This window comes from Lachnoanaerobaculum sp. (assembly GCF_057250505.1).
Window position 1 is genome coordinate 1 of sequence record NZ_DBHIEQ010000013.1, and the last position, 21,157, is coordinate 21,157.

Annotated in this window: 21 protein-coding genes and 1 pseudogene; 18 read left to right on the forward strand and 4 right to left on the reverse strand. The window is 37.4% G+C overall.

Annotated elements, in window-relative coordinates:
- The first annotated feature begins 144 nt into the window (after positions 1-144).
- From ACO6FI_RS06980 to ACO6FI_RS07015, 8 genes are all read left to right on the forward strand, one after another.
- A complete protein-coding gene (locus ACO6FI_RS06980) occupies positions 145-1,089 on the forward strand; it encodes a 4Fe-4S binding protein (protein ID WP_485456724.1) in 945 nt (314 codons plus the stop codon).
- Complete coding sequence (locus ACO6FI_RS06985) at positions 1,079-2,155, forward strand: sensor histidine kinase (RefSeq protein ID WP_485456725.1); 1,077 nt, start codon at positions 1,079-1,081, stop codon at positions 2,153-2,155. The genes ACO6FI_RS06980 and ACO6FI_RS06985 overlap by 11 nt, the downstream gene beginning before the upstream one ends.
- 4 nt (positions 2,156-2,159) lie before the next feature.
- On the forward strand, positions 2,160-2,321 hold the full coding sequence (locus ACO6FI_RS06990) for a CD1871A family CXXC motif-containing protein (protein ID WP_007592821.1): 162 nt from the start codon (positions 2,160-2,162) through the stop codon (positions 2,319-2,321).
- A 9-nt stretch (positions 2,322-2,330) separates the two neighbouring features.
- The gene (locus ACO6FI_RS06995) at positions 2,331-3,137 is read left to right on the forward strand and encodes a CPBP family intramembrane glutamic endopeptidase (protein WP_034213337.1); all 807 of its coding nucleotides are present in this window, start codon (positions 2,331-2,333) and stop codon (positions 3,135-3,137) included.
- A gap of 92 nt (positions 3,138-3,229) precedes the next feature.
- The gene (locus ACO6FI_RS07000) at positions 3,230-3,793 is read left to right on the forward strand and encodes a TlpA family protein disulfide reductase (protein ID WP_485456726.1); all 564 of its coding nucleotides are present in this window, start codon (positions 3,230-3,232) and stop codon (positions 3,791-3,793) included.
- Positions 3,794-3,877: 84 nt separating this feature from the next.
- Positions 3,878-4,645 carry a hypothetical protein gene (locus ACO6FI_RS07005; RefSeq protein WP_485456727.1) on the forward strand — a complete coding sequence of 256 codons (768 nt, stop codon included), beginning with the start codon at positions 3,878-3,880 and terminating at the stop codon, positions 4,643-4,645.
- Between the two features lie 93 nt (positions 4,646-4,738).
- On the forward strand, positions 4,739-6,781 hold the full coding sequence (locus ACO6FI_RS07010; RefSeq protein ID WP_485456728.1) for a hypothetical protein: 2,043 nt from the start codon (positions 4,739-4,741) through the stop codon (positions 6,779-6,781).
- A gap of 509 nt (positions 6,782-7,290) precedes the next feature.
- On the forward strand, positions 7,291-7,911 hold the full coding sequence (locus tag ACO6FI_RS07015; RefSeq protein ID WP_485456729.1) for a TlpA family protein disulfide reductase: 621 nt from the start codon (positions 7,291-7,293) through the stop codon (positions 7,909-7,911).
- Between the two features lie 20 nt (positions 7,912-7,931).
- Here the strand turns inward: ACO6FI_RS07015 and ACO6FI_RS07020 are convergent, their stop codons facing one another.
- Complete coding sequence (locus tag ACO6FI_RS07020; protein WP_485456730.1) at positions 7,932-8,594, reverse strand: response regulator transcription factor; 663 nt, start codon at positions 8,592-8,594, stop codon at positions 7,932-7,934.
- A 338-nt stretch (positions 8,595-8,932) separates the two neighbouring features.
- Between ACO6FI_RS07020 and ACO6FI_RS07025 the strand changes: the two are divergent.
- The 3 genes and pseudogenes from ACO6FI_RS07025 to ACO6FI_RS07035 form a co-directional block, all read left to right on the forward strand.
- Positions 8,933-9,208: pseudogene (locus ACO6FI_RS07025) on the forward strand (UDP binding domain-containing protein); the annotation flags it as partial.
- A 104-nt stretch (positions 9,209-9,312) separates the two neighbouring features.
- Positions 9,313-9,567: a type II toxin-antitoxin system RelB/DinJ family antitoxin gene (locus tag ACO6FI_RS07030; RefSeq protein ID WP_008751777.1), complete on the forward strand. Its 255-nt coding sequence runs from the start codon at positions 9,313-9,315 to the stop codon at positions 9,565-9,567.
- A 3-nt stretch (positions 9,568-9,570) separates the two neighbouring features.
- Positions 9,571-9,834 (forward strand): Txe/YoeB family addiction module toxin, encoded by a 264-nt coding sequence (locus ACO6FI_RS07035; protein ID WP_485456780.1) that lies wholly within the window; start codon positions 9,571-9,573, stop codon positions 9,832-9,834.
- 36 nt (positions 9,835-9,870) lie between these two features.
- On the opposite strand, the gene ACO6FI_RS07040 is transcribed toward ACO6FI_RS07035, so the two are convergent.
- Both ACO6FI_RS07040 and ACO6FI_RS07045 read right to left on the reverse strand, forming a co-directional pair.
- Positions 9,871-10,539: a phosphatase PAP2 family protein gene (locus ACO6FI_RS07040; RefSeq protein ID WP_485456731.1), complete on the reverse strand. Its 669-nt coding sequence runs from the start codon at positions 10,537-10,539 to the stop codon at positions 9,871-9,873.
- 132 nt (positions 10,540-10,671) lie between these two features.
- The gene (locus ACO6FI_RS07045; RefSeq protein ID WP_485456732.1) at positions 10,672-12,135 is read right to left on the reverse strand and encodes a D-alanyl-D-alanine carboxypeptidase family protein; all 1,464 of its coding nucleotides are present in this window, start codon (positions 12,133-12,135) and stop codon (positions 10,672-10,674) included.
- A gap of 257 nt (positions 12,136-12,392) precedes the next feature.
- Between ACO6FI_RS07045 and ACO6FI_RS07050 the strand changes: the two genes are divergently transcribed.
- From ACO6FI_RS07050 to ACO6FI_RS07070, 5 genes are all read left to right on the forward strand, one after another.
- Positions 12,393-13,760: an NAD(P)/FAD-dependent oxidoreductase gene (locus tag ACO6FI_RS07050; protein ID WP_485456733.1), complete on the forward strand. Its 1,368-nt coding sequence runs from the start codon at positions 12,393-12,395 to the stop codon at positions 13,758-13,760.
- Positions 13,761-13,951: 191 nt separating this feature from the next.
- On the forward strand, positions 13,952-14,437 hold the full coding sequence (locus ACO6FI_RS07055) for a C-GCAxxG-C-C family protein (RefSeq protein WP_485456734.1): 486 nt from the start codon (positions 13,952-13,954) through the stop codon (positions 14,435-14,437).
- A gap of 9 nt (positions 14,438-14,446) precedes the next feature.
- Entirely contained in the window at positions 14,447-15,415 is a 969-nt protein-coding gene (locus ACO6FI_RS07060) for a TDT family transporter (RefSeq protein ID WP_485456735.1), read from the forward strand.
- A 145-nt stretch (positions 15,416-15,560) separates the two neighbouring features.
- Positions 15,561-17,675: a glutamine synthetase III family protein gene (locus tag ACO6FI_RS07065; protein WP_485456736.1), complete on the forward strand. Its 2,115-nt coding sequence runs from the start codon at positions 15,561-15,563 to the stop codon at positions 17,673-17,675.
- Positions 17,675-18,337: an HAD family hydrolase gene (locus tag ACO6FI_RS07070; protein WP_485456737.1), complete on the forward strand. Its 663-nt coding sequence runs from the start codon at positions 17,675-17,677 to the stop codon at positions 18,335-18,337. The genes ACO6FI_RS07065 and ACO6FI_RS07070 overlap by 1 nt, the downstream gene beginning before the upstream one ends.
- Positions 18,338-18,372: 35 nt before the next feature.
- Here the strand turns inward: ACO6FI_RS07070 and ACO6FI_RS07075 are convergent, their stop codons facing one another.
- On the reverse strand, positions 18,373-19,263 hold the full coding sequence (locus ACO6FI_RS07075) for a LysR family transcriptional regulator (RefSeq protein WP_060930721.1): 891 nt from the start codon (positions 19,261-19,263) through the stop codon (positions 18,373-18,375).
- A gap of 125 nt (positions 19,264-19,388) precedes the next feature.
- Between ACO6FI_RS07075 and leuC the strand changes: the two genes are divergently transcribed.
- Both leuC and leuD read left to right on the forward strand, forming a co-directional pair.
- Entirely contained in the window at positions 19,389-20,645 is a 1,257-nt protein-coding gene (leuC, locus tag ACO6FI_RS07080; RefSeq protein ID WP_485456738.1) for a 3-isopropylmalate dehydratase large subunit, read from the forward strand.
- 14 nt (positions 20,646-20,659) lie between these two features.
- Complete coding sequence (gene leuD / locus ACO6FI_RS07085; RefSeq protein ID WP_314445857.1) at positions 20,660-21,151, forward strand: 3-isopropylmalate dehydratase small subunit; 492 nt, start codon at positions 20,660-20,662, stop codon at positions 21,149-21,151.
- Positions 21,152-21,157 lie beyond the last annotated feature (6 nt).

Genomic DNA, 21,157 nt, shown 5'->3' on the forward strand with positions numbered 1-21,157 from the left:
AAAAAGAACTACAAAGGAGCCGCCACCTAACGATTGATGAACCGTTAAAGCGACACCCCCATTTTATTGCAATACTTTACCTTATCTTAACCTATATATGCTAGAATATACAAAGGTGCAAAAAAATTATTTTAGGAGAGGAAAATGAAATACTTTGAGAATAAATACACAAGATTTCAAGAAATAAAAAAGAATATAATACAGGCTGTAGCCACATTGGTGACAAATGCCAATCTGAAGGGATTCTTTGATGGAAAGATATACAAGGGGAATACAAAGGTAGCCTGTGTACCCGGATTAAACTGCTATTCATGTCCGGGAGCGGTAGGTTCCTGTCCGATAGGCTCATTACAGGCGGTAATAGGAAGTAAAAAATTCAGCATATCATATTATGTATTTGGGATAATGATACTTATAGGGGCATTATTTGGCAGACTGGTGTGCGGACTTTTATGTCCGTTCGGTTTCGTACAGGATTTACTGTATAAGATACCTACACCTAAGTTTAAAATTCCTGCAAAAGCAGACAGAGTACTTAGATATATGAAATATCTTATATTATTTACATTTGTAATACTCTTACCGATGTTTTTGGTTGATGCTTTCGGTAACGGCGCACCTTATTTTTGCAAACTTATCTGTCCGGCAGGAACGCTTGGAGGAGCACTTCCATTACTTGCAAAAAATGAAGGACTTAGAAGCACAATAGGATTTTTGTTCTTTTGGAAACTGAGTATACTGATAGTTGTAGCGGCACTTTCCATATTTACATACAGACCTTTTTGCAGATATATATGTCCACTTGGAGCATTCTATTCATTCTTTAATAAAATAGGATTTTACAAGATGGAATTTGTATCCGATAAATGTGTAAACTGCGGACTTTGTGAAAGAGCCTGTAAGATGGATATAAATGTAAGAGCAAATCCTAACTCTTTGGAATGTATCAGATGCGGTGCATGTACTGCAGCCTGCAGACATGATGCCTTAGTGATGACATATGCAGGTCTTGGAAAGAAAAAAGAAGAAAAGCCTGCTAATGTAAAAGCTTGTAAGAGTAATTGCAGAGGATGTGCAAATGTGGAATAAACTGTCTATAAGAATAAAGGTAACATTGCTTACAGCCGCGGTGCTCTGTGTAATCTCGGCACTGTTATTCTTATTTAATATAGAAAGTGCATCCAATATTTTTATAATACCCGATAATGTGGATATACCGTTTAACAGTGATTCAAGCTTTACCTTTGATTTTGATATTGCGCAGCGTGTATTTAGAATAAACAGTCTTTATACATTGATAATATTTTCCGTTGCGGGAACCGCTTTGATGTGGTGGGTGGTAGGTAAGGTTTTGATGCCGCTCAATAAATTCAGCAGAGAAATAAAAAAGCTTGATATCACTAAAATAAATGATGATATACATATAGTCAAAAGCACTGATGAATTGGGTGATCTGCAAAACGCCTTTAACCATATGCTTGGAAATATAAGGGAATCCTATGAAAGACAAAAAAGATTTTCGCAAAATGCCGCCCATGAATTAAAGACTCCTGTAGCAGCAATAAGGGCAAATCTGGAGGTGTTAAATCTGGATGAGGAGCCACAGATAGAGGATTATAAAGACTTTGTGGAAGTTGTGGGCAGACAGATTGAGATGATGAACTCTATTGTAGTGGGACTTAGACTTTTAAGTAATGAAGAGAGCTTAAATATTGAAAAGGTTTATTTGTATAAAATAATAAATGAGATAATCGAGGATTTAGAATATAAAATCAACGAAAAAAATCAGAATATAGATTTTATTTGTGATAATAAAAACATGGCTATAGATGCTGACAGAGTTTTAATAAAGCAGGCTATCTTTAATATAGTGCATAATGCCATAAGGTATTCAAGAGAAGATGCATTTATAGAAATAAAGCTTGGAGATAATTCATTAAGTATAAAAAATCACGGAGAAAGTATTCCAAAAGAGAGCCTTGAAAAGATATTTGAAGCTTTTTACTGTGTGGATAAGTCCAGGGCTAAAAAATTCGGTGGAAGTGGTCTTGGTCTTGCCATAGTAAAGGAAATATTGGACAGACATAAATTCAGAATAAGTGCAAACAGCGTAGATGGTGATTTTGTAGAGTTTATAATAGATTTTAAAGGATGAAAATATGAAAGAGATTTTAAAAAAGTTGGAAAAGAATAAAGCACTCCCTTATATTATGCTGGGAGTAGGTGTGGTAATGATTATTGCAGGTGTAATGAGAGATGAACATCTGGTGGTATTAAAAAAAGCTGTTAATATATGCCTTGAATGTATAGGCATAGGATAGGGGGAAGAAATGAAAATACTAAAGATTGCATGGGCTACATTTATAGCTGTTTTACTGGGATTTATATTTTTTGTAATTACGGATCTTGTGATAATCAGTTTAGGATTTGCCTATAATAAGACCGGAAATGCGGTACTTGACTGGTTGACTCTGCCACAGGAGATGGACAGGATTTATCTGGTGATTTATCCTTTATCAATTCTTGTTTATTCAATTATATTCTTTAAATGGATAAATAAGGATAAGGAGGAAGCACAGGTACATTGGGATATAAAGACAGGAGTGGTGTGCAGCATAATGGCAGGTATAGCCTTTGGAGGCATATCTACATTATGGGTAATGTTTTTAAAAAACACGGCACTGTCAAATATAGGTTTTATAAAGAGCAGTCTGGAGTATTTGAATGCATCATCAGCAAATAAATCAACTGTATCATTTATTATAAGTCTGGTGGTTGCAGGAATTCTTGCACCTATCAATGAGGAGATTATCTATAGAGGAGTAACCTTTAATTTCCTTGAAAAAAGAGTGAATACAAAATATGCACTTATAGTTTCATCACTGATGTTTGGAATTATACATTTATCATTTGTACAGTCTGTATATGCAACTATTATGGGACTGATATCAGGTATTGTATATATGAAGACACGCAAACTCAGGTGGTCCATTTTAATACATATAACTATAAACACTTTGGCAACATATGAGCTTACCTCAAATTTGATCTGGGTGGCTTTTACAATAATTCTGTTTTTACCGCTTGGAGCTATGCTCTATAAGCTTTTAAAAACAAAAACAAATTATGCATATTAAAAAGATATAGTTTTATCAATCTTAACTTAGGCTTAACCAAAGCCATGTTAGTATATAGACATAAGATAAAGAAATTCATAAGGAGAATAGATATGAAAAAAAGATTATTAATTTTTGGTTTTGCTTTGATGATGATGGCAAGTGCTACAGCTTGTGGAAGTCAAAGCGGTACAGACAAAGACGGAGGAAATGCCAAGACTGAAAGTACGGCGACAAGTACGGATAATAAGTCTCAAAAGTTCCCGGAGTTTAAGGCAAAAACAGTAACAGGTGAGGATATAAGCAGTGATGTGTTTAAAGACAACAAGTTGACAGTGGTAAATGTATGGGGAAGCTGGTGCGGTCCATGTGTAGCTGAAATACCTGAATTACAAAAGCTTTATGAGAATATGAAGGATAAAGGTGTAAATGTCGTAGGACTTGCACAGGATGCCGGAACAGATATGGACGCGGTAAAGGATATTTTGGAGAAGAACAAGGTTACTTATAAGAATGTAGTACCTGAGGGGGCTGTTACTGATTTTGTAATGAGTATTCAAGCATTCCCAAGTACCTTTTTGGTAGACTCTGAAGGAAATATAGTTGATAAAATACAGGGAGGAAGAGACCTTGAGTCATTTACAAAGGCAGTTGAGGATGCTTTAAACAAGATGTAATGGGGAAATGCTTGTTGTAGCGAGATTTATGAGTATGAAGTGTGATATTCAAATAATAAAAATATTAATTTAAAGGAGATAGATATGAAAAAGAATTTGAAAAAGCTTATTATGGCAGCGGCAGCCGCATCATTGTTGATGGCATGTACAAGTAATGCAAAACCGGCTGAAACAAAAACAGCAGAGACAGAGAGTGTTATGCCGGAGAGTGTAGAAGCAGGGAAGGCAGGAATGACTATTGAAACAGATGCACAGATGCCTGATGATATGCCGAGTTTACCGGGCGCTGAAAACGGAAAGGTAAAGTCGGTTACAGACAAGGTTATCCGCATAGAGAGAATATCATATGTGAGTAATGAGGTAGAAAGCAGTGAAAGTACAAATACAAAGGAAGAAAATGAGGTTCCTGAAGAAGTTGACCTGGTACTTGATCCTGCAGGTTTGAATTTCGTAGATATGGCTACAGGTCTTGTAAGTGATGCACCTAAGGAGGGAGATGAGATCTATGCATGGGTAGCACCTGAATATATGGCAAGTATGCCTCCACAGGTAAACTCATATGTGGTACTTACCAATGCAAAAGAGGGATTCCATATGCCTATGTACACAGACGGTATTGAAAAGGCTGAGGAAGTAGACGGCAGTATTGAACTTTTGGATACTTTAAACAATGCTAAATGGACTGTAGATAAATCTGTAAAACCTGTGCTTGCATCAACAGGCGAGGAAGTGGATTTTTCCGAGATTAAAAAGGGAGACAGATGTCTTTTATGGTCTGAGAACTTTATGATTACAACTACAAGTACAGAAATGCCTAAGATAAAGACAAACAGAGTGGTTATTTTAAAGTAAAAGATATCTAAGAATGGTAAGTGAATATACAGATAAGCCTTGGAAATAAGGGCTTATCTGTGACAAAATAAGGACGATATAAGGGAGATGAAAATGAAAAAGAAACAATTTAAGTTTAAGGGTGTAGTTTTGGCATGCTGTTTGGCGCTGTCTATGCCGCTTGGTATAACAACTCCGTTTGAAATCAGTGCTATGGCAGATGTGGTTGCACATAATGTGGACATAACACCGCCGTCAGGAACAACAGATAAGGCTTCTTATATAAAGACAGCAATAGAAAATGCATTGGCGGCTCATGATATTGTAAGAGTCAGCGGTAATGCACAAATGGAACCGACCGCAAACAGTATAGAAATTACTATACCACAGGGAAAAAAGATTATATGGGAAGCAAGTATTACAGGATCAGCCGCAAATGTATTGCTAGAGATAAAGTCAACAGGGACCGGCGGAGAGTTTGAAATGGTTTCAGGAACATTGAGGTCTGAAGCACATTCAGCGCTTGCATCTACAGACATAAACGGTTATACAAATTTCACTATAAAGGGTGGAGATATTATAAGCGGAAAGCATGCAAGTGCTCCTACAGTGAAATTTAACGGAAAAGGTCAGTTTAATATGACCGCCGGAACAATAATAAACTATGCAGCAAATAATGCTCTGACTCTACAGCCTAATGCTGATACAAACCACAGTATAACAGGTGGAACTTTGTTAGCCTGCGGTGAAAAAAACGCTACCGATATAAAGGCTAATAATGATGTGATAGAGCTTGCGGCGCCACCTACAATAAACAGTATTGTAGATATAGATACACAAAGAACAAATATAATATGCTGGAACAAGACAGTTTATAATAATCGTACTCCGGTGATAAGATATGTTGCAGAACATGACAATAGGGATATACTGACTTATCCGGGATCTCAGACAAAGTTTATGTGGACAAAGGAGAATGGAGAAGCAGCTATAAAATATACCAACAGTAATGGAGAAAGCGGAAGCATTGTACTTGATGAAGCAGAAGTTGAGAATATAGATTTTCCAAATGTTTCCGATGCTGTTTATGATAAGAACGGGCATGGAGTCGATAATTTCGAAGCACCGGATCATAGCAATATAGGATTTAAATATAAGGATGCGCAGGGCAATATAAGCAGTGATAAACCTGTAAATGCAGGAGAGTATGAAGTTACAACAAAGCTGTCGCCTACTTATGGCGAGCTTGAAGTGAATCTTGGGAAATTTACTATAAATAAAAGACCTGTAACTGTCGAAGTGGCAGATAAGGAAATAAATGTAAATGAAGCATTGCCAAATGATTTTTCAGACTATAATGTAAGCAACCTTGCAAATGGGGATAACAGAGAAGATGCGATTATGCAGATGCCTTCATTTACCTGGGGGACGGATGGAACAACCGTTGGAGAGTTTAATATATCAACTTCTACAGCTATAAATTATACAAAGAATTATATGCCTGCAAGTATAGCATTAAGAGGTGTACTAAAGGTCAAAGCGGCACAATCAAATCCACAGCAACAACCACAGACGCCGGGAACACAGCAACAGCCACAACAGCAGCAGACACCGGGCATACAGCAGCAACCACAACAACCTCATACGCCGGGAACACAGCAGCAGCCACAACAGCAGCCTGAAAAGAAAAAGCCTTCAGATATAGTAACACCGGGCAAATCAGGTTCGGAAGATAATAAAGGGCGTGGTAAAGCTACACCTTCTGTACCTAAAAAGCCGGAAAATAACGGAGGCGGAAAAAGAAAGGGAAGAAATTCAGGCGGAGGTTCAGGAAGAGGTTCAAAGAAGGATAAAAATGCAAAAAACAACAACAAACCGCTTGCAGGCAAATGGATAAATGATGCAAAGGGATGGTGGTATAAGGAATCAAACGGATCATATCCTAAATCAACTTGGAAACAGATAGATTATAACGGTGTAAAAAACTGGTACTATTTTGATGAACAGGGATATATGGCGACAGGCTGGAAACTTATAAATGATAAATGGTATTATATGTATGAAAACACTGAAAAAGGTCATATAAAAGGTAGTATGGCATATAGTACAAAAGTAGGTGAATATAAAATCGGATTTGACGGCGCATGGATAAAATAATATAAACTATATAGCATGATATAGATAGGATCGCAAAAGCGGTCCTATTTGTCAAAGTGTGTGGTTGTTGATGAATCTCATAGTGTTGTATTTCAAGGATTATCCCGTGATTTATTAGAGACGATGTAACTGTTAAATAACTTTTTACAGCAAATGTTATTATTGAGAATAGTAGAAATCATTCTAATTGCAAGTTCAGTATCAATATGTTATAGTATCACGGTATAACATTTATGAGATGCAATTATATTTTAAATATTAAAATATAATTAAGAGTGTAAATGAGATATAATGTAAATAAAAAATCAATGAAAGGTGTGTTAGCAACTTATAATGTTAGTGAGAGTAAGAGTTGAAGATTACATAAGCAATGCCATGTGAGTAAATGTAGAAAGAGTAATGTCAGCAGGCAATAATGTTATAGGTGAAGTTGCTGCTGCAATGGTAGGATCGCAAGATTTTATATTTACTATAATAATAAGTACCAGTATTATAGATAAGGAGTAATTATGAGAAAGAAATTATTTGTTTTATGTATGTCAATCATGATGGCGGGAGCTATAAGCGCCTGCAATGCAGGAAATAAGACTGCTAATGAGTCTGTAATCACAGAGTCACAGTCTGCTTCAAAGCAGTCGGATACAAGTGAGTCAGCCGATTCAAAGAAGGATGATGAGAGTAAATCCGCCGATTCAAAGAAGAAAGATGTAAGCTTCCCTGAATTCAGTGCAAAGACCGTGGAGGGTGAGGAGATAAGTAATGATGTATTCAAGAACAGCAAGTTGACAGTAGTTAATGTATGGGGAAGCTGGTGCGGTCCATGTGTACAGGAGATTCCTGAGCTGCAAAAGTTGTCTGAGAATATGAAGGATAAGAACGTCAATGTAATAGGAATTGCACAGGATGCAGGAAGCAACTTCCAGGAGGTAAAAGAAGTGCTTGATAAGAGCAAGGTAACATATCAAAATATAATTCCGTCAGGAACTACAGAGGATTTTGTTATGAGTCTTCAGGCATTTCCTACCACTTTCTTTGTAGACTCGGAAGGAAAGATAGTTTATGCAATACAAGGTTCAAAAAATCTTGAAGGATTCACACAGATAGTAGACGATTTATTATCAAAAATGTAATATTAACAGAGGAATGGGCACTAAGTAGCTATAGTGTATCCCATTCCTCTGTTTGTTTTTATAACATCACTTCCAAGTTTCTTTCTGATAGCCGCTATATGAACTTTGATAACGTTTGATGCATCATTTGCATTCATATCAATGTTATGTTCAAGCAATTCACCGGTTGAAACCAATCTGTCTTTATTAAGACACAGATACTCAAAGATGGCGTATTCCTTAGGTGTAAGTGAAATGATCTCATCATCCTTTTGTACCTGCTTCTTATTAAGAAACAGCACTATACCTTGAGATTCAAGTCTTATACAGTCATCATTTTTATTATATGAAGTGCGCAGCAGCGCTCTTATTCTTGCTTCAAGTTCTCTAAAATGAAAAGGTTTTACCAGATAGTCATTGGCACCGAGGTCAAGTCCAAGTACCTTGTCATTTAATGTATCTCTGGCAGACAATATAATGACCTTGCAACCGGTATTGTCCTCCCTCACAGCCTTTAACACCTCTATACCGTCAAGTTTAGGCATATTCAAATCAAGTACAATAAGGTCATATTTTGATTCAAAGTAAAGCTCCAATGCTTTTTCTCCATCAGGTGCAGTATCCACATAGTAGTTTAGCTTGCGAAGTCCCTTGGCAAGCCCGTTTAATATATCTTCTTCATCTTCACATATCAAAAGTCGCATAACACCTCCAAAACATATAACATTTATTATGTATTGAGTTTAAGTATATCAATTAAATACACTAATCTCAATACTCCCGTTTTTGTGTTTTAACAAAATTTTTGAAAGAAAAAATCAGTACATTATCTTGTTGCATAAAATGCCTACGAAAAATAAGAAAAATAGTAAAGCGGAGAAGATATACTGAAAGTCAAAAACACTATTTGCATATAAGCTACAAAAAATATAAATTTAAGGTTAAGCATTGTTAAAATTCTGATTGAATAAATCATATAGCGTTGTATAATTGAAAAGTAAATAAAATAAAATTTAATAAAAAATCAATTTAAAATAAATGAATAGGTGTTTACAGACTTACTATGAAGTCCAATTCAGATAATTTCAGAGAGTCATCCATACAAGGTGTTATAAAGCGAATCAAGGCAAAGGGTGCCAAAGTGGTTATCTACGAGCCGACACTTGAAGACGGTACTACTTTTTTCGGAAGCAGAATTGTAAATAATATTGAAGTCTTTAAAGAAGAAAGTGATGCTATTATTGCCAACAGATATGATGAATGTCTAAATGATGTAAATACAAAAGTATATACAAGAGATTTGTTCAGAAGAGACTAGAATTTACTCATATCAGTACAAGTAAATGTAATAACTATTGTACAGCATAATACTATACAAATAATGGCAATTGTGGTAGTATAAATATATGAGGAGGTTCTGTTATGGCACAAATTAGCTTTAGAGTTGATGATGAAATAAAAAAGAAGGCAGAGAGAACATTTGATGATATTGGAATTAGTATGTCTGCAGCAATTAATATTTATTTAAAAACAGTAGTGCGTGAGAATCGTATACCTTTTGAGCTGTCTGCCGATCCTTTTTATTCAGATGAAAATATGTCAAGACTTAGAGAGTCTATAAGGCAGGTAAGAGACGGAGAAAAGAAGTTAACTGAGCATGAAATTATAGAGGTATAGTTTATACAAAAAGTATGGAGTGAAGAAGCCTGGGAGGATTATTTATATTGGCAATTGCAGGATAAGAAAACTTTAAAGAAGATAAATCAGTTAATAAAGGATATTGAAAGAAACGGTTACAACTGTAGTGGAAAGCCGGAGCCATTAAAGGCAGATTTAGCAGGATACTGGAGCGTAAGGATTGATAATAAAAATAGAATTGTATTTAGTATAAATAAAAATCACTTAGAAATTTGGCAATGCGGCTCACATTACAGAGACAAATAAACAACCGGCTGTAGGAATTTCCTACAGCCAATTGTTTTATATCCTTATATTTTCTCTTGCCTCGCGGTTTATCGGCAACGGTATCTTTGCGTAGATAAGCTGGTATATAACATATGATAGGATAGTGGCACCTACCACATCAAGGAAAGAGTGTTGTTTTAAAAACAGTGTGGACAGGCATATGGATATCATTATTACAAATGATATTACCTTTACCTTCATGTTGTTGTAGAAGAATCTTGACCTTACAACAGCTACATGAGTGGCTATTGAATTGAAGACATGAATACTTGGGAACACATTGGTAGGTGTATCACTTCTGTAGATGAAGGCCACCAATTGTGTAAATATATTCTTGTCAGGGTTAAGGTTCATAGGTCTTAAATTGGTTCCGTTCGGGAATATTTGGCAGATGAACAGTGAGATGCTCATACCGAGTGCCAAGTACAGGCCGAATCTGTAAAACTCATCCACATCTTTGAAAAAGAAAAAGATAAGTACGGATGATACATATATAAACCAGATGAAGTACGGGATTATGAAGTATTCGTTGAACGGAATAAGATCATCTACCCAAGTGTGCATTATATGATAGTCGTTGACTACAGTTCTCTCAAGATACATATACCATGGTAAATATATGAAACTATATAAAAAAACCCATGCGTGTCTATACTTTCTCAAAAAATCTGTTATTTTTTTCATAATATCTCCCCTATTATTTTATATGGCAATAGACATCTTCTAATTGATTGTATAGCCATATGAAAAATAATTCAAGTAAATTGGCAAAACAGATATTACAATTTCTTGAAGAAAAAATAAAAAAGCACTGTATCAGTGCTTTTCTATTATATATTTTGCTTCATCCTCGCTTATACCGCAGTCTGTAGCACTCCATCCGTTTTTCAAAAGTCCGTATATTCTAAGCTCGCGGTCACTGAGATCGCTCTTTTTTTTAGCTAAATAAACTCTGATAGAGATGATAATTATGAGGAGCAGTATAATACCTGCGATACCGCCTCCTATAATCATATTTTTCTTTGAAATACTAAGCATCACATGTGAAAAACCTTGTGTACCGGTATTAGCGGTGCTTGTAGGGTTTGAATTACCTGCCGATGTGGAAGCGACTTCACCGGTATTAGTATTTGAGCTTGTCTCATAGCTTGCATTTTTCTTTGCAATTATGTCTACAGAACCTACAGGCCTTCCGTTGTATTTATAATCTATCCTACAAAGTGTATTGGCGGTAGTACTTTCAGATTGCTCAAAGTCCATAGTCGACTCCACTTCAGATACAGAGGCATCGTTTGGAAGTGTTATGGATGCGTTGTCATCAGGTTCTATATTGTATTCATTAAAATTAGGTATCAGCGCAAGATTGCTTTTAAAGTTTGTACCGATATCGGATGATTTCAACTTTACATTTTTAAAGTTGGCAAAACCGAAATCAAGCAAGCTCTGTGTATCCACATAATGTGTTTTGTTTCCGTTCAGTACTACTGTAATAAGTCCTATCTTGTCCGTTCTTGCATAGGTCACCAGTGTATTTCCTGCCAAGGTGGTATAGCCTGTCTTTCCGCAGATGGCGTTTTGGTAGTAATTACCCGAGTTTTTCCTCAGCATGGAGTGGTGGCTGTAAAGCGTCTGACCGGTAGGTACTCTGCTTGTAGGTGGCAGATTATAATATGTTGCAGAGTCAATCTCGGTAACGGTCGGATTTTTGAATGCCGCACGACTTATAAGTGCATAGTCATAGGCACTTGTGTAGTGTTCAGGGTTATTCAGACCGCTTGGATTTGCAAAGTGTGAATCCTTGCATCCGAGTGAAGCCGCCTTATCATTCATCATTTTTGCAAAGGCTTCAATGCTTCCTGCAGTATGCTCCGCCAGTGCATTGGCAGCCTCATTTGCAGACTGTAAAAGCATTGCATAGAGGCAATCTCTTACGGTGAGAGTATCACCTGCATCTATGCCTGCACTTGATGAACCCGGTTCTACATTGTAAACTGCGTTTTTTGAAAAAGTCACAGTGTCATCCAAGTTACAATTCTCCACTACTATCAGTGCTGTCAAAAGCTTTGTAATACTGGCAGGGTAGTAGTGCTCATGCATATTTTTACCATATATAACCGCTCCCGAGTCGGCATCCATCAGTATGGCACCCTCTGACAAGACGTTTACATTTTCAGGCCAATCCACATATGCAAATGCATTTATCGGAATGCCGAATATGGTAATCAATGTTAAAAAAAGTATTAGAGTTAATTTTTTTAGGTTTTTTATTTTTGTATTCATTCTTATATTATGCATCTATTGTTTAAATTAGTAAAGTAAAAGAATTATGAATATTTTCAAACTAATATCGGCATTTATGGGGTATGAACCACTTAGTGTAATGTATATAACTGATAACTGATAAAGTTGTACGAATTATCAATTCCATATTGCGGGTATAGCAAAGAAATATTATAATGGAAATACTGCATTGCGATTTTCAAATGAGATATCGCATTTTTTATGTAAGATATATTGCTTTTGTGAAAGGGAAAGATATGAAATATGATGTAATGATAATAGGAGCAGGTCCGGGAGGAATCTTTTCTGCTTATGAACTTATAACTCAGGACAGCTCACTAAAAATTGCAGTCTTTGAGTATGGTAATCCTCTTGAGAAGAGGCATTGTCCGATAGACGGCGATAAAATAAAGTCCTGTATCAATTGTAAGAGTTGCGGTATCATGAACGGATTCGGTGGTGCAGGTGCGTTCTCAGACGGAAAGTACAATATCACAAATGAGTTCGGAGGTACTTTACACGAGTATATCGGAAAGAAAAAAGCTATTGAGCTTATGCACTATGTTGACGGTATCAATGTAAAGTACGGCGGAGGAAAGACAAAGCTTTATTCCACAGCCAATTCGGATATAAAGAGACTTTGTCTTCAGAACAATTTGCATTTGCTTGATGCAAGCGTTCGTCACCTTGGAACCGATATAAACTATGAAGTGCTTGAGAACATCTACAATTATCTTAAGGATAAGGTGGAATTCCACTTCTCAACACCTATAAAGAAAATAGAAAAGCTTGATAAGGGATATAAGATTTACTCAAAGGACGCAGAGTTTGAGGGTGATAAGTGTATTGTATCTGTAGGTAGAAGCGGAAGTAAGTGGATGGAACAAATCTGTAAGGAACTTAAGATTCCGACCAAGTCAAACCGTGTTGATATCGGTGTGAGAGTGGAGCTTCCTGCTGAAATATTCAGACATCTTACAGATGAGCTTTATGAGAGTAAGATTGTATACAGAACTGAGAAATATCAGGATCTTGTAAGAACATTCTGTATGAATCCTAAGGGTGCCGTAGTAAATGAGAATACCAACGGTATCGTTACCGTAAACGGACACAGCTATGAGGATCCGGCTCTTCAGACTGAAAATACCAACTTTGCACTGCTTGTTTCAAAGCATTTTACAGAGCCTTTTAAGGACAGTAACGGTTACGGTGAGAGTATTGCCAGACTTTCAAATATGCTTGGCGGCGGTGTAATGGTTCAAAGGTTCGGAGATCTTATAAGAGGTCAAAGAAGTAGTGCAGGCAGACTTAACAAGTCATTTATGACGCCTACTCTTAGTGCCACTCCGGGAGATTTGTCTTTGGTTATTCCAAAGAGAATTCTTGACGATATTATCGAGATGATATATGCGCTTGATAAGATTGCACCGGGTACTGCAGGTGATGAGACATTGCTTTACGGTGTTGAAGTTAAGTTCTACAATATGGAGGTTGAGCTTGATAACAATCTTGAGACTATTCATAAGGATTTATATGTAATAGGTGACGGTAGCGGTGTTACACATTCACTTTCACATGCTTCAGCAAGCGGTGTATTTGTGGCCAGACATATATTAGGAAAGTAAATAGATAAAATATATATATAGATAATAGCAATGAATATATCTATAAAATGAATATATAGCATAAATATATTCAAAAAGGCTATATAAAGACACCTTATTTTTAGTGCAGATACCCAAAATCTGCACTTTTTTTAGTATACAAAAATATTTTTCAGTGTTAGAATATATGAAAATGTTTTTTGGAGGAAATTATGAACATCAAAGGTGAAATAAGTGTTGACAAGGTAAGACAGGATGCAGAGGACAATTACAGAAACGGCTATTTTTGCTGCGAAGCTCTTATGGCGGCAATTGTAGACAATTTTGAGATGGATGTGCCGAGAGAAGTTATAGCTATGTCGTCAGGTATGGCTGTAGGTGCAGGAAAGAGCGGATGTATGTGCGGCGCTCTAAACGGAGGAATCATGGCTCTCGGTATGGTATTCGGAAGAACAGAACAAAAAGGTCCTAAGGATCCTAAGGTTGTGAAGTGTATGGAGCTCACACATGAACTTCACGACTATTTCAGAGAGGCAAACGGCAAGCACTCAAACTGTTGCAGAGTGCTTACAAGAGAGTTTGATATGGGTGCGGGAGAACATAAGGAGCAGTGTATCAGATTTACAGGAATTGCCGCCAAGAAAGTTGCGGAGATTATAGTTAGAGAAAAAGGATTAAAAAACTTAGACGAAGAGTAAGAGGGTGATATGAATTTTTTGAAACGAGTACCGCTGCCTTTAAGTGGTGTTGCACTTGGATTTGCCGCACTTGGAAATCTGCTTGCATCTTATAATATGTCTTTTAAGATAATCTGTGGAATTTTGGCTTTTGTAGGACTTTTGTTTGTGGCAGGAAAATATCTGTCAAATCCGCAAGTTTTTGCCACAGATATGAAAAATACTGTAATTGCAAGTGTTTCAGGTACATATACTATGGCTTTAATGCTTTTGGCAGGTTATATAAAGCCTGTTTTGCCTACATTTGCTATTGTAGTGTGGTATATAGCGATTGTACTTCATTTTGTATTGATAGTATATTTTACACTCAATATAGTTTTGAAGATAAAATTACCTGATGAGATGATGAAGATTGCAGCCAGCTTTTTTATCGTATATGTCGGAATAGTGGTTGCTTCCGTTACGGCACCGGCTTTTAAAAATATAGCACTCGGTCAGATCTGCTTTTGGATAGGATTTATACTTTATATACCTTTCTTTATATATGTTTCATACAGATATATAAAGCTTGGGAATAAAAAGATTGAGGCTAAGGCGCTTGCCTGTATCTATGCGGCACCTGCAAGTCTTTGTGTGGCAGGTTATATAAGTTCGTTTGAGCAAAAGAATATGTCACTGCTTACAGGAATTTATATCTTTTCATTACTTATGTATTTGGTCGGAATAGTGGTGGCAATCGATCTTTTCGGAAGCTTTTTAAAGAATAAGGATTTTAAGTTTTATCCGAGTTTTGCAGGACTTACTTTCCCTTTTGTAATCAGTGCCATTGCGACAAAGCAGTTTAATGCGGTGCTTACAAAGGCGGATATACAGATGTCTCTAAGACCTGTACTTCCTATGCTTTTTAATATTGAACTTGTAATTGCGATAATCGGAGTGGTATTTGCGGCGCTATGTTTTGCAAAGCATGTATTTGGTAAAGAAGTTAATAATAAGTAATTGATTGTTTAGCTAAAAGGTCGGCTGATATGATGTAGTATCAGGCGGCTTTTTTTGATGAAATTTTTATTTTATTGTGCTATAATCTTTGCGAAAACTTGGGGACACCGGGTGTCGGTTTTACATATTTTTATGAAAGGTGCATATGGAGAAAAGAGATACAATTACAGAGATATTTGGAGCCAATGTATTCAATGATGAGGCAATGCAGGTATATTTACCGAAGGCGGTATTTAAAAAGTTAAAAAAGACTATTGAAGACGGACTTGAGCTTGACAATGATATAGCGGATTCGGTGGCTCACGGAATGAAAGAGTGGGCTATAGACAGGGGGGCTACACATTATACGCACTGGTTTCAGCCGCTGACAGGTGTAACCGCGGAAAAACATGATTCTTTTATTTCCGCACCGAAAAACGGCAAGGTTATAATGGAGTTTTCAGCAAAAGAGCTTACAAAGGGAGAGTCTGATGCTTCAAGCTTTCCTTCAGGAGGCCTCAGAGCGACATTTGAGGCCAGAGGATATACCGCATGGGATTGTACTTCTCCGGCATTTTTAAAGAAGGATTCACTGGGTGTTACCTTATATATACCTACAGCGTTTTGTTCATATAAGGGTGAGGCGCTTGATAAAAAGACTCCGCTGCTTCGTTCCATGCAGGCTATAAATACACAGGCACTTAGAATACTCAGACTTTTCGGCAATACCACATCACACAGAGTAGTGCCGTCTGTAGGTGCGGAACAGGAGTATTTCATCGTTGACAGGGATAAGTATCTGCAAAGAAAAGACCTTATATATACAGGAAGGACGCTTTTCGGAGCTATGCCGCCGAAGGGTCAGGAGCTTGAAGACCACTATTTCGGTTCTATCAGAGAGAGAATAGCTTCATATATGAATGATATCAACCATGAACTTTGGATGCTCGGAGTGCCGGCAAAGACGCAGCACAACGAGGTGGCTCCGGCACAGCACGAGCTTGCACCTGTATATGAGCAGGTAAATGTAGCCGTAGACCACAACCAGGTGACTATGGAGACTATGAAAAAGGTGGCCGGAAGACATGGGCTGACCTGTTTGCTTAATGAGAAGCCTTTTGCAGGTGTGAACGGTTCGGGAAAACACAACAACTGGTCGCTTACAAGTGATGACGGGATAAATATGTTAAATCCCGGAGATACACCGCATGAGAATATACAGTTTTTACTTGTACTGGCATGTATACTTAAGGCGGTTGACAGGCATGCGGATTTGCTGCGTGAGTCGGCGGCATGTGTAGGTAATGACCACAGACTTGGAGCACATGAGGCGCCTCCTGCAATCATATCGGTATTTTTGGGAGATCAGCTTGAGGATGTTATAGATCAGCTTTGTTCGGTAGGTGAGGCTACACATTCCATTCAGGGCAGCAAGTTAAGAACAGGTGTGGCTACATTGCCGAACTTTGAAACGGATGCTACGGACAGAAACAGAACATCACCTTTTGCATTCACCAACAATAAGTTTGAGTTCAGAATGGTAGGTTCTTCAGATTCCATAGCTTCTCCGAATATTGTACTCAATACTATAGTGGCGGAAAGCTTTAAGGAGGCGGCTGATATACTTGAGGCATCGGAGGATTTTGATGAAGCCGTACATGATATGATAAAGCAGCTTTTTACCGATCATCGAAGAATTATATTTAACGGAAACGGATATTCAAAGGAATGGGTGGAGGAGGCCAAAAAAAGAGGGCTTTCCAATCTGCCGAGTATGATTGATGCTATTCCTGCCTTGGTTTCTGAAAGTTCGATAAAGCTTTTTGAGAGTTTTGAGGTATTTACAAGAAAAGAGCTTGAGTCAAGGGTCGAGATAGAGTATGAGGCATATGCAAAGGCAATCAATATAGAAGCCAAGGCTATGATTGATATTGCAGGCAAGTCTATAATACCTGCGGTTATAAGGTATACAACAAGGCTTGCGGACTCTATTATAAAGCTAAAGACCGCTATGAGTGATATAGATACTTATGCACAAAGCTCAATTCTTATAGATGTAAATGAACATTTAAAGAGTGCAAAGCTTGCACTTGAAAACTTGATAAAGCTTATGGATGATGCAGGTGAGGTTGTAGGTATAGATAAGCATGCAAGGTATATGAGAGAAGTGATTGTACCTGCTATGGAGGCGCTTAGAAAGCCCGTTGATGAGCTTGAGATGATTGTGGATAAGGATCTTTGGCCTATGCCGAGCTACGGCGATCTTTTATTTGAGGTGTAATGATGATTAAGGTTGTTGTTTTTGACTTGGACGGAACATTACTTAATACATTGGAGGCGTTGTCATATTGTATGAGCCTTACAATGGAGCATTTCGGACTTAAAAAAATAGATAAGGAACATACAAGATATTTTGTAGGCGAGGGCGCAAGAAAGTTTGTAGACAGGTCTTTGATATATAACGGAGACAGGGAACTTAAACTGGCAAATGAAGCCTACAAAGTATATGATGAGATTTTTGCAAGGGATTGTCTAAAGGATGTCAAGCCTTATGACGGTATCATAGAACTTTTGAGTGATTTAAAAAAACTTGATATAAAGACTGTGGTACTCTCAAACAAATCACAGTCGGGAGTTGAAAAAAACATTCATACGATTATAGGAGAGGGAGTTTTTGACCGCATATACGGAGAGAGACCGGGAATTCCGAAAAAACCGGATCCTACCGCATTGAATCTTATAATAAAGGAACTGGGATTTTCAAAAGATGAGATTCTCTATGTAGGTGATACCGCTACAGATATGAAGACTGCTCTCTGTGCGGGAGTGACAAGTATCGGAGTGCTTTGGGGCTTTAGAGATGAGAACGAACTGAGAGAGAATAAAGCCGATTATATCGTGAAGAGTCCTTGTGAGATACTTGAGATAGTAAAAAAATTATAAGGCTTTATCTTAAAATTTAAAATAAAGCCTTAAGTTTATTCTTTTATCATTGATATAAATTTGATAAGTGAGGGATTGAAATTCTTCTCATCGTAGAGGAATACAATCTCTCTTTTCGGTATATAAAGGTCAGGCGGCATTTCAATTTCAATCAATGTGCCTTCTTCCAATTCTTTTTGTATAAATTCTTTGATAACACAGGCTATGCCGATGCCGGTTTTTGCAAACTCTATCAAAAGTTCCATATTGCCGGTCTCTATGGACTGGTTGAGCTGTAATTTCGAACCCTCTATACAGCTGTCTATAAATCTTCTGGTTGCATTGTTTTTATCAAGCATCATTATATTGCCGTCTCTAAGCGGGTCGAAGTTGTTGTTAAAGATATGTTTAAGACTGCTAAGATATGCAGGTGATGCGACAAATATATCATGTATCTCCATAATGCTTATATATGACATACTCTGTGTTCTTGCAGGTTTTGCTACAAGTCCTATATCTATCTTGTTCTCTGAAAGCAGAAAAGATGTCTCATCGGATGACTGTGTAAAAATACTTACCATTGTATGCGGGTTTTCTTTCATAAACCTGTTCAAATATGGGAGCAGTATATATTTGCAAAGTGTATTGCTGGTACCTACGGTTATTTTCCCTATATTAAATTGTTTTATCTTGGCAAGATGAGTCTCACCGGCTTCTATTGCAGAGAATGCATTCTGCAAATACTCATAGAATATCTGTCCCTCAGGTGTGAGGCTTACTCCCTTTGATGTTCTTGTAAAAAGGGCGATTTCAAGGTTTTCTTCCAATCTTAGAATAGATTTTGAGATGGCGGGCTGACTTATGTAAAGAAGTTTGGCGGCTTTTGAGATACTGCCGGCTTTTGCCACTTCAAAAAATATTCGATATTGTGCTAAGTGCTGTTCCATATTCCTCCGGATAAAAATAAAATCAGTATAACTATATGTAATACTTGATATATTTAATTTATATCGCTATTATATCATTTGATATGTTACAATCAACATTATTTGAAAGAAAAGAGGAAAAATTTATGGGAATGACTATGACGCAGAAGATTTTAGTTGCCCATGCAGGTCTGGACTTCGTGGAGCCGGGTCAACTTATCGAGGCGGATTTGGATCTTGTACTCGGAAATGATATCACATCACCTGTAGCAATAAATGAGATAAAGAAATTTGAAAAAAAGGATGTGTTTGACGGCAGCAAAATAGCACTTGTAATGGATCACTTTGCTCCTAATAAGGATATCAAGTCGGCACAAAACTGTAAGACTTGCAGAGATTTTGCAGATGACAACAGTATAGTGAATTTCTTTGATGTAGGCAGAATGGGTATTGAGCATGCACTTTTACCTGAGCAGGGGCTCACTGTTGCAGGAGATTGTATAATCGGTGCAGACTCACATACCTGTACATACGGAGCGCTTGGAGCATTCTCAACAGGTGTGGGTTCTACAGATATGGCCGTAGGTATGGTGACAGGCAGGGCTTGGTTTAAGGTACCAAGTGCAATTAAGTTCAACTTAAAGGGCAAGTTAAATAAAGATGTATGCGGTAAGGATGTAATACTTCATATTATAGGAAAAATAGGAGTAGACGGTGCACTCTACAGATCAATGGAATTTGCAGGAGAGGGTGTATCATCACTTTCTATGGATGACAGATTTACTATCTGTAATATGGCAATAGAAGCAGGAGGAAAAAACGGTATTTTCCCTGTAGATGATATAACTTTGGATTATATTAAGGAACATTCAAACAGAACTCCGAAGATTTTCAAAGCGGATGATGATGCCGTATATGATGAGGTGATAGATATTGATTTGTCCGCACTTAAGCCTACAGTTGCATTCCCACATCTGCCTGAGAATACAAAGGAAATAGGAACTTTCGGTGATATCAAGATTGACCAGGCTGTAATCGGTTCGTGTACAAACGGTCATATTTCAGATCTCAGAAGTGCGGCGGCACAGATGAAGGGCAAGAAGGTAGCCAAGAATGTGAGATGTATTGTAATTCCTGCAACACAGGAAATTTATAAGCAGGCAATCAAAGAGGGACTTGTAGATGTCTTTATTGATGCCGGTGCAATAGTTTCAACTCCTACCTGCGGACCATGTCTCGGCGGATATATGGGAGTTTTGGCTGCAGGTGAGAGATGTGTCTCCACTACAAACAGAAACTTTATAGGTAGAATGGGTCATGTGGAGTCCGAGGTTTATCTGGCATCTCCGGCAGTGGCTGCATCAAGTGCCATAGCAGGTAAGATAGTAGGACCGACAGTTTAGGATAGGAGAGAAATATGGAAGCAAGAGGTCATGTATTTAAGTACGGTGAAAATGTAGATACTGATGTTATAATCCCTGCAAGATATCTTAATGCAACAACAGGTGAGGAACTTGCAAAGCATTGCATGGAAGATATTGATAAGGATTTTGTAAATAAGGTGCATAAGGGTGATATAATTGTTGCAAGAAAAAATTTCGGCTGCGGATCATCCAGAGAGCACGCACCACTCGCTATCAAATCAAGCGGAGTGAGTGTGGTAATTGCGGATACATTTGCAAGAATCTTTTACAGAAACGCTATCAATATAGGACTTCCGATTATTGAAAGTCCGGAGGCGGCAGCAGAGATAAATGAGGGTGATGAGGTAAAAGTAGACTTTGATACAGGTATCATAACCGATATCACCACAGGAAAAACATATAAGGGTCAGGCATTCCCTGAGTTTATGCAAAACATCATCAATGCCGGCGGACTTATAAACTATGTAAACAATAAGAATAAATAATTAAAG

Excerpts from the sequence above, each read along its gene's own strand:
- ACO6FI_RS07055 (WP_485456734.1), top strand. The coding sequence starts at position 13,952 with ATGAACATCAAAGGTGAAATAAGTGTTGACAAGGTAAGACAGGATGCA.
- ACO6FI_RS07065 (WP_485456736.1), top strand. The coding sequence starts at position 15,561 with ATGGAGAAAAGAGATACAATTACAGAGATATTTGGAGCCAATGTATTC.
- ACO6FI_RS07015 (WP_485456729.1), top strand. The coding sequence starts at position 7,291 with ATGAGAAAGAAATTATTTGTTTTATGTATGTCAATCATGATGGCGGGA.
- ACO6FI_RS06990 (WP_007592821.1), top strand. The coding sequence starts at position 2,160 with ATGAAAGAGATTTTAAAAAAGTTGGAAAAGAATAAAGCACTCCCTTAT.
- ACO6FI_RS06995 (WP_034213337.1), top strand. The coding sequence starts at position 2,331 with ATGAAAATACTAAAGATTGCATGGGCTACATTTATAGCTGTTTTACTG.
- ACO6FI_RS07040 (WP_485456731.1), bottom strand. The coding sequence starts at position 10,539 with ATGAAAAAAATAACAGATTTTTTGAGAAAGTATAGACACGCATGGGTT.
- ACO6FI_RS07000 (WP_485456726.1), top strand. The coding sequence starts at position 3,230 with ATGAAAAAAAGATTATTAATTTTTGGTTTTGCTTTGATGATGATGGCA.
- ACO6FI_RS06980 (WP_485456724.1), top strand. The coding sequence starts at position 145 with ATGAAATACTTTGAGAATAAATACACAAGATTTCAAGAAATAAAAAAG.
- ACO6FI_RS07050 (WP_485456733.1), top strand. The coding sequence starts at position 12,393 with ATGAAATATGATGTAATGATAATAGGAGCAGGTCCGGGAGGAATCTTT.
- ACO6FI_RS07030 (WP_008751777.1), top strand. The coding sequence starts at position 9,313 with ATGGCACAAATTAGCTTTAGAGTTGATGATGAAATAAAAAAGAAGGCA.
- leuD (WP_314445857.1), top strand. The coding sequence starts at position 20,660 with ATGGAAGCAAGAGGTCATGTATTTAAGTACGGTGAAAATGTAGATACT.
- ACO6FI_RS06985 (WP_485456725.1), top strand. The coding sequence starts at position 1,079 with ATGTGGAATAAACTGTCTATAAGAATAAAGGTAACATTGCTTACAGCC.
- ACO6FI_RS07060 (WP_485456735.1), top strand. The coding sequence starts at position 14,447 with ATGAATTTTTTGAAACGAGTACCGCTGCCTTTAAGTGGTGTTGCACTT.
- ACO6FI_RS07010 (WP_485456728.1), top strand. The coding sequence starts at position 4,739 with ATGAAAAAGAAACAATTTAAGTTTAAGGGTGTAGTTTTGGCATGCTGT.
- ACO6FI_RS07005 (WP_485456727.1), top strand. The coding sequence starts at position 3,878 with ATGAAAAAGAATTTGAAAAAGCTTATTATGGCAGCGGCAGCCGCATCA.
- leuC (WP_485456738.1), top strand. The coding sequence starts at position 19,389 with ATGGGAATGACTATGACGCAGAAGATTTTAGTTGCCCATGCAGGTCTG.
- ACO6FI_RS07075 (WP_060930721.1), bottom strand. The coding sequence starts at position 19,263 with ATGGAACAGCACTTAGCACAATATCGAATATTTTTTGAAGTGGCAAAA.
- ACO6FI_RS07020 (WP_485456730.1), bottom strand. The coding sequence starts at position 8,594 with ATGCGACTTTTGATATGTGAAGATGAAGAAGATATATTAAACGGGCTT.
- ACO6FI_RS07070 (WP_485456737.1), top strand. The coding sequence starts at position 17,675 with ATGATGATTAAGGTTGTTGTTTTTGACTTGGACGGAACATTACTTAAT.
- ACO6FI_RS07045 (WP_485456732.1), bottom strand. The coding sequence starts at position 12,135 with ATGAATACAAAAATAAAAAACCTAAAAAAATTAACTCTAATACTTTTT.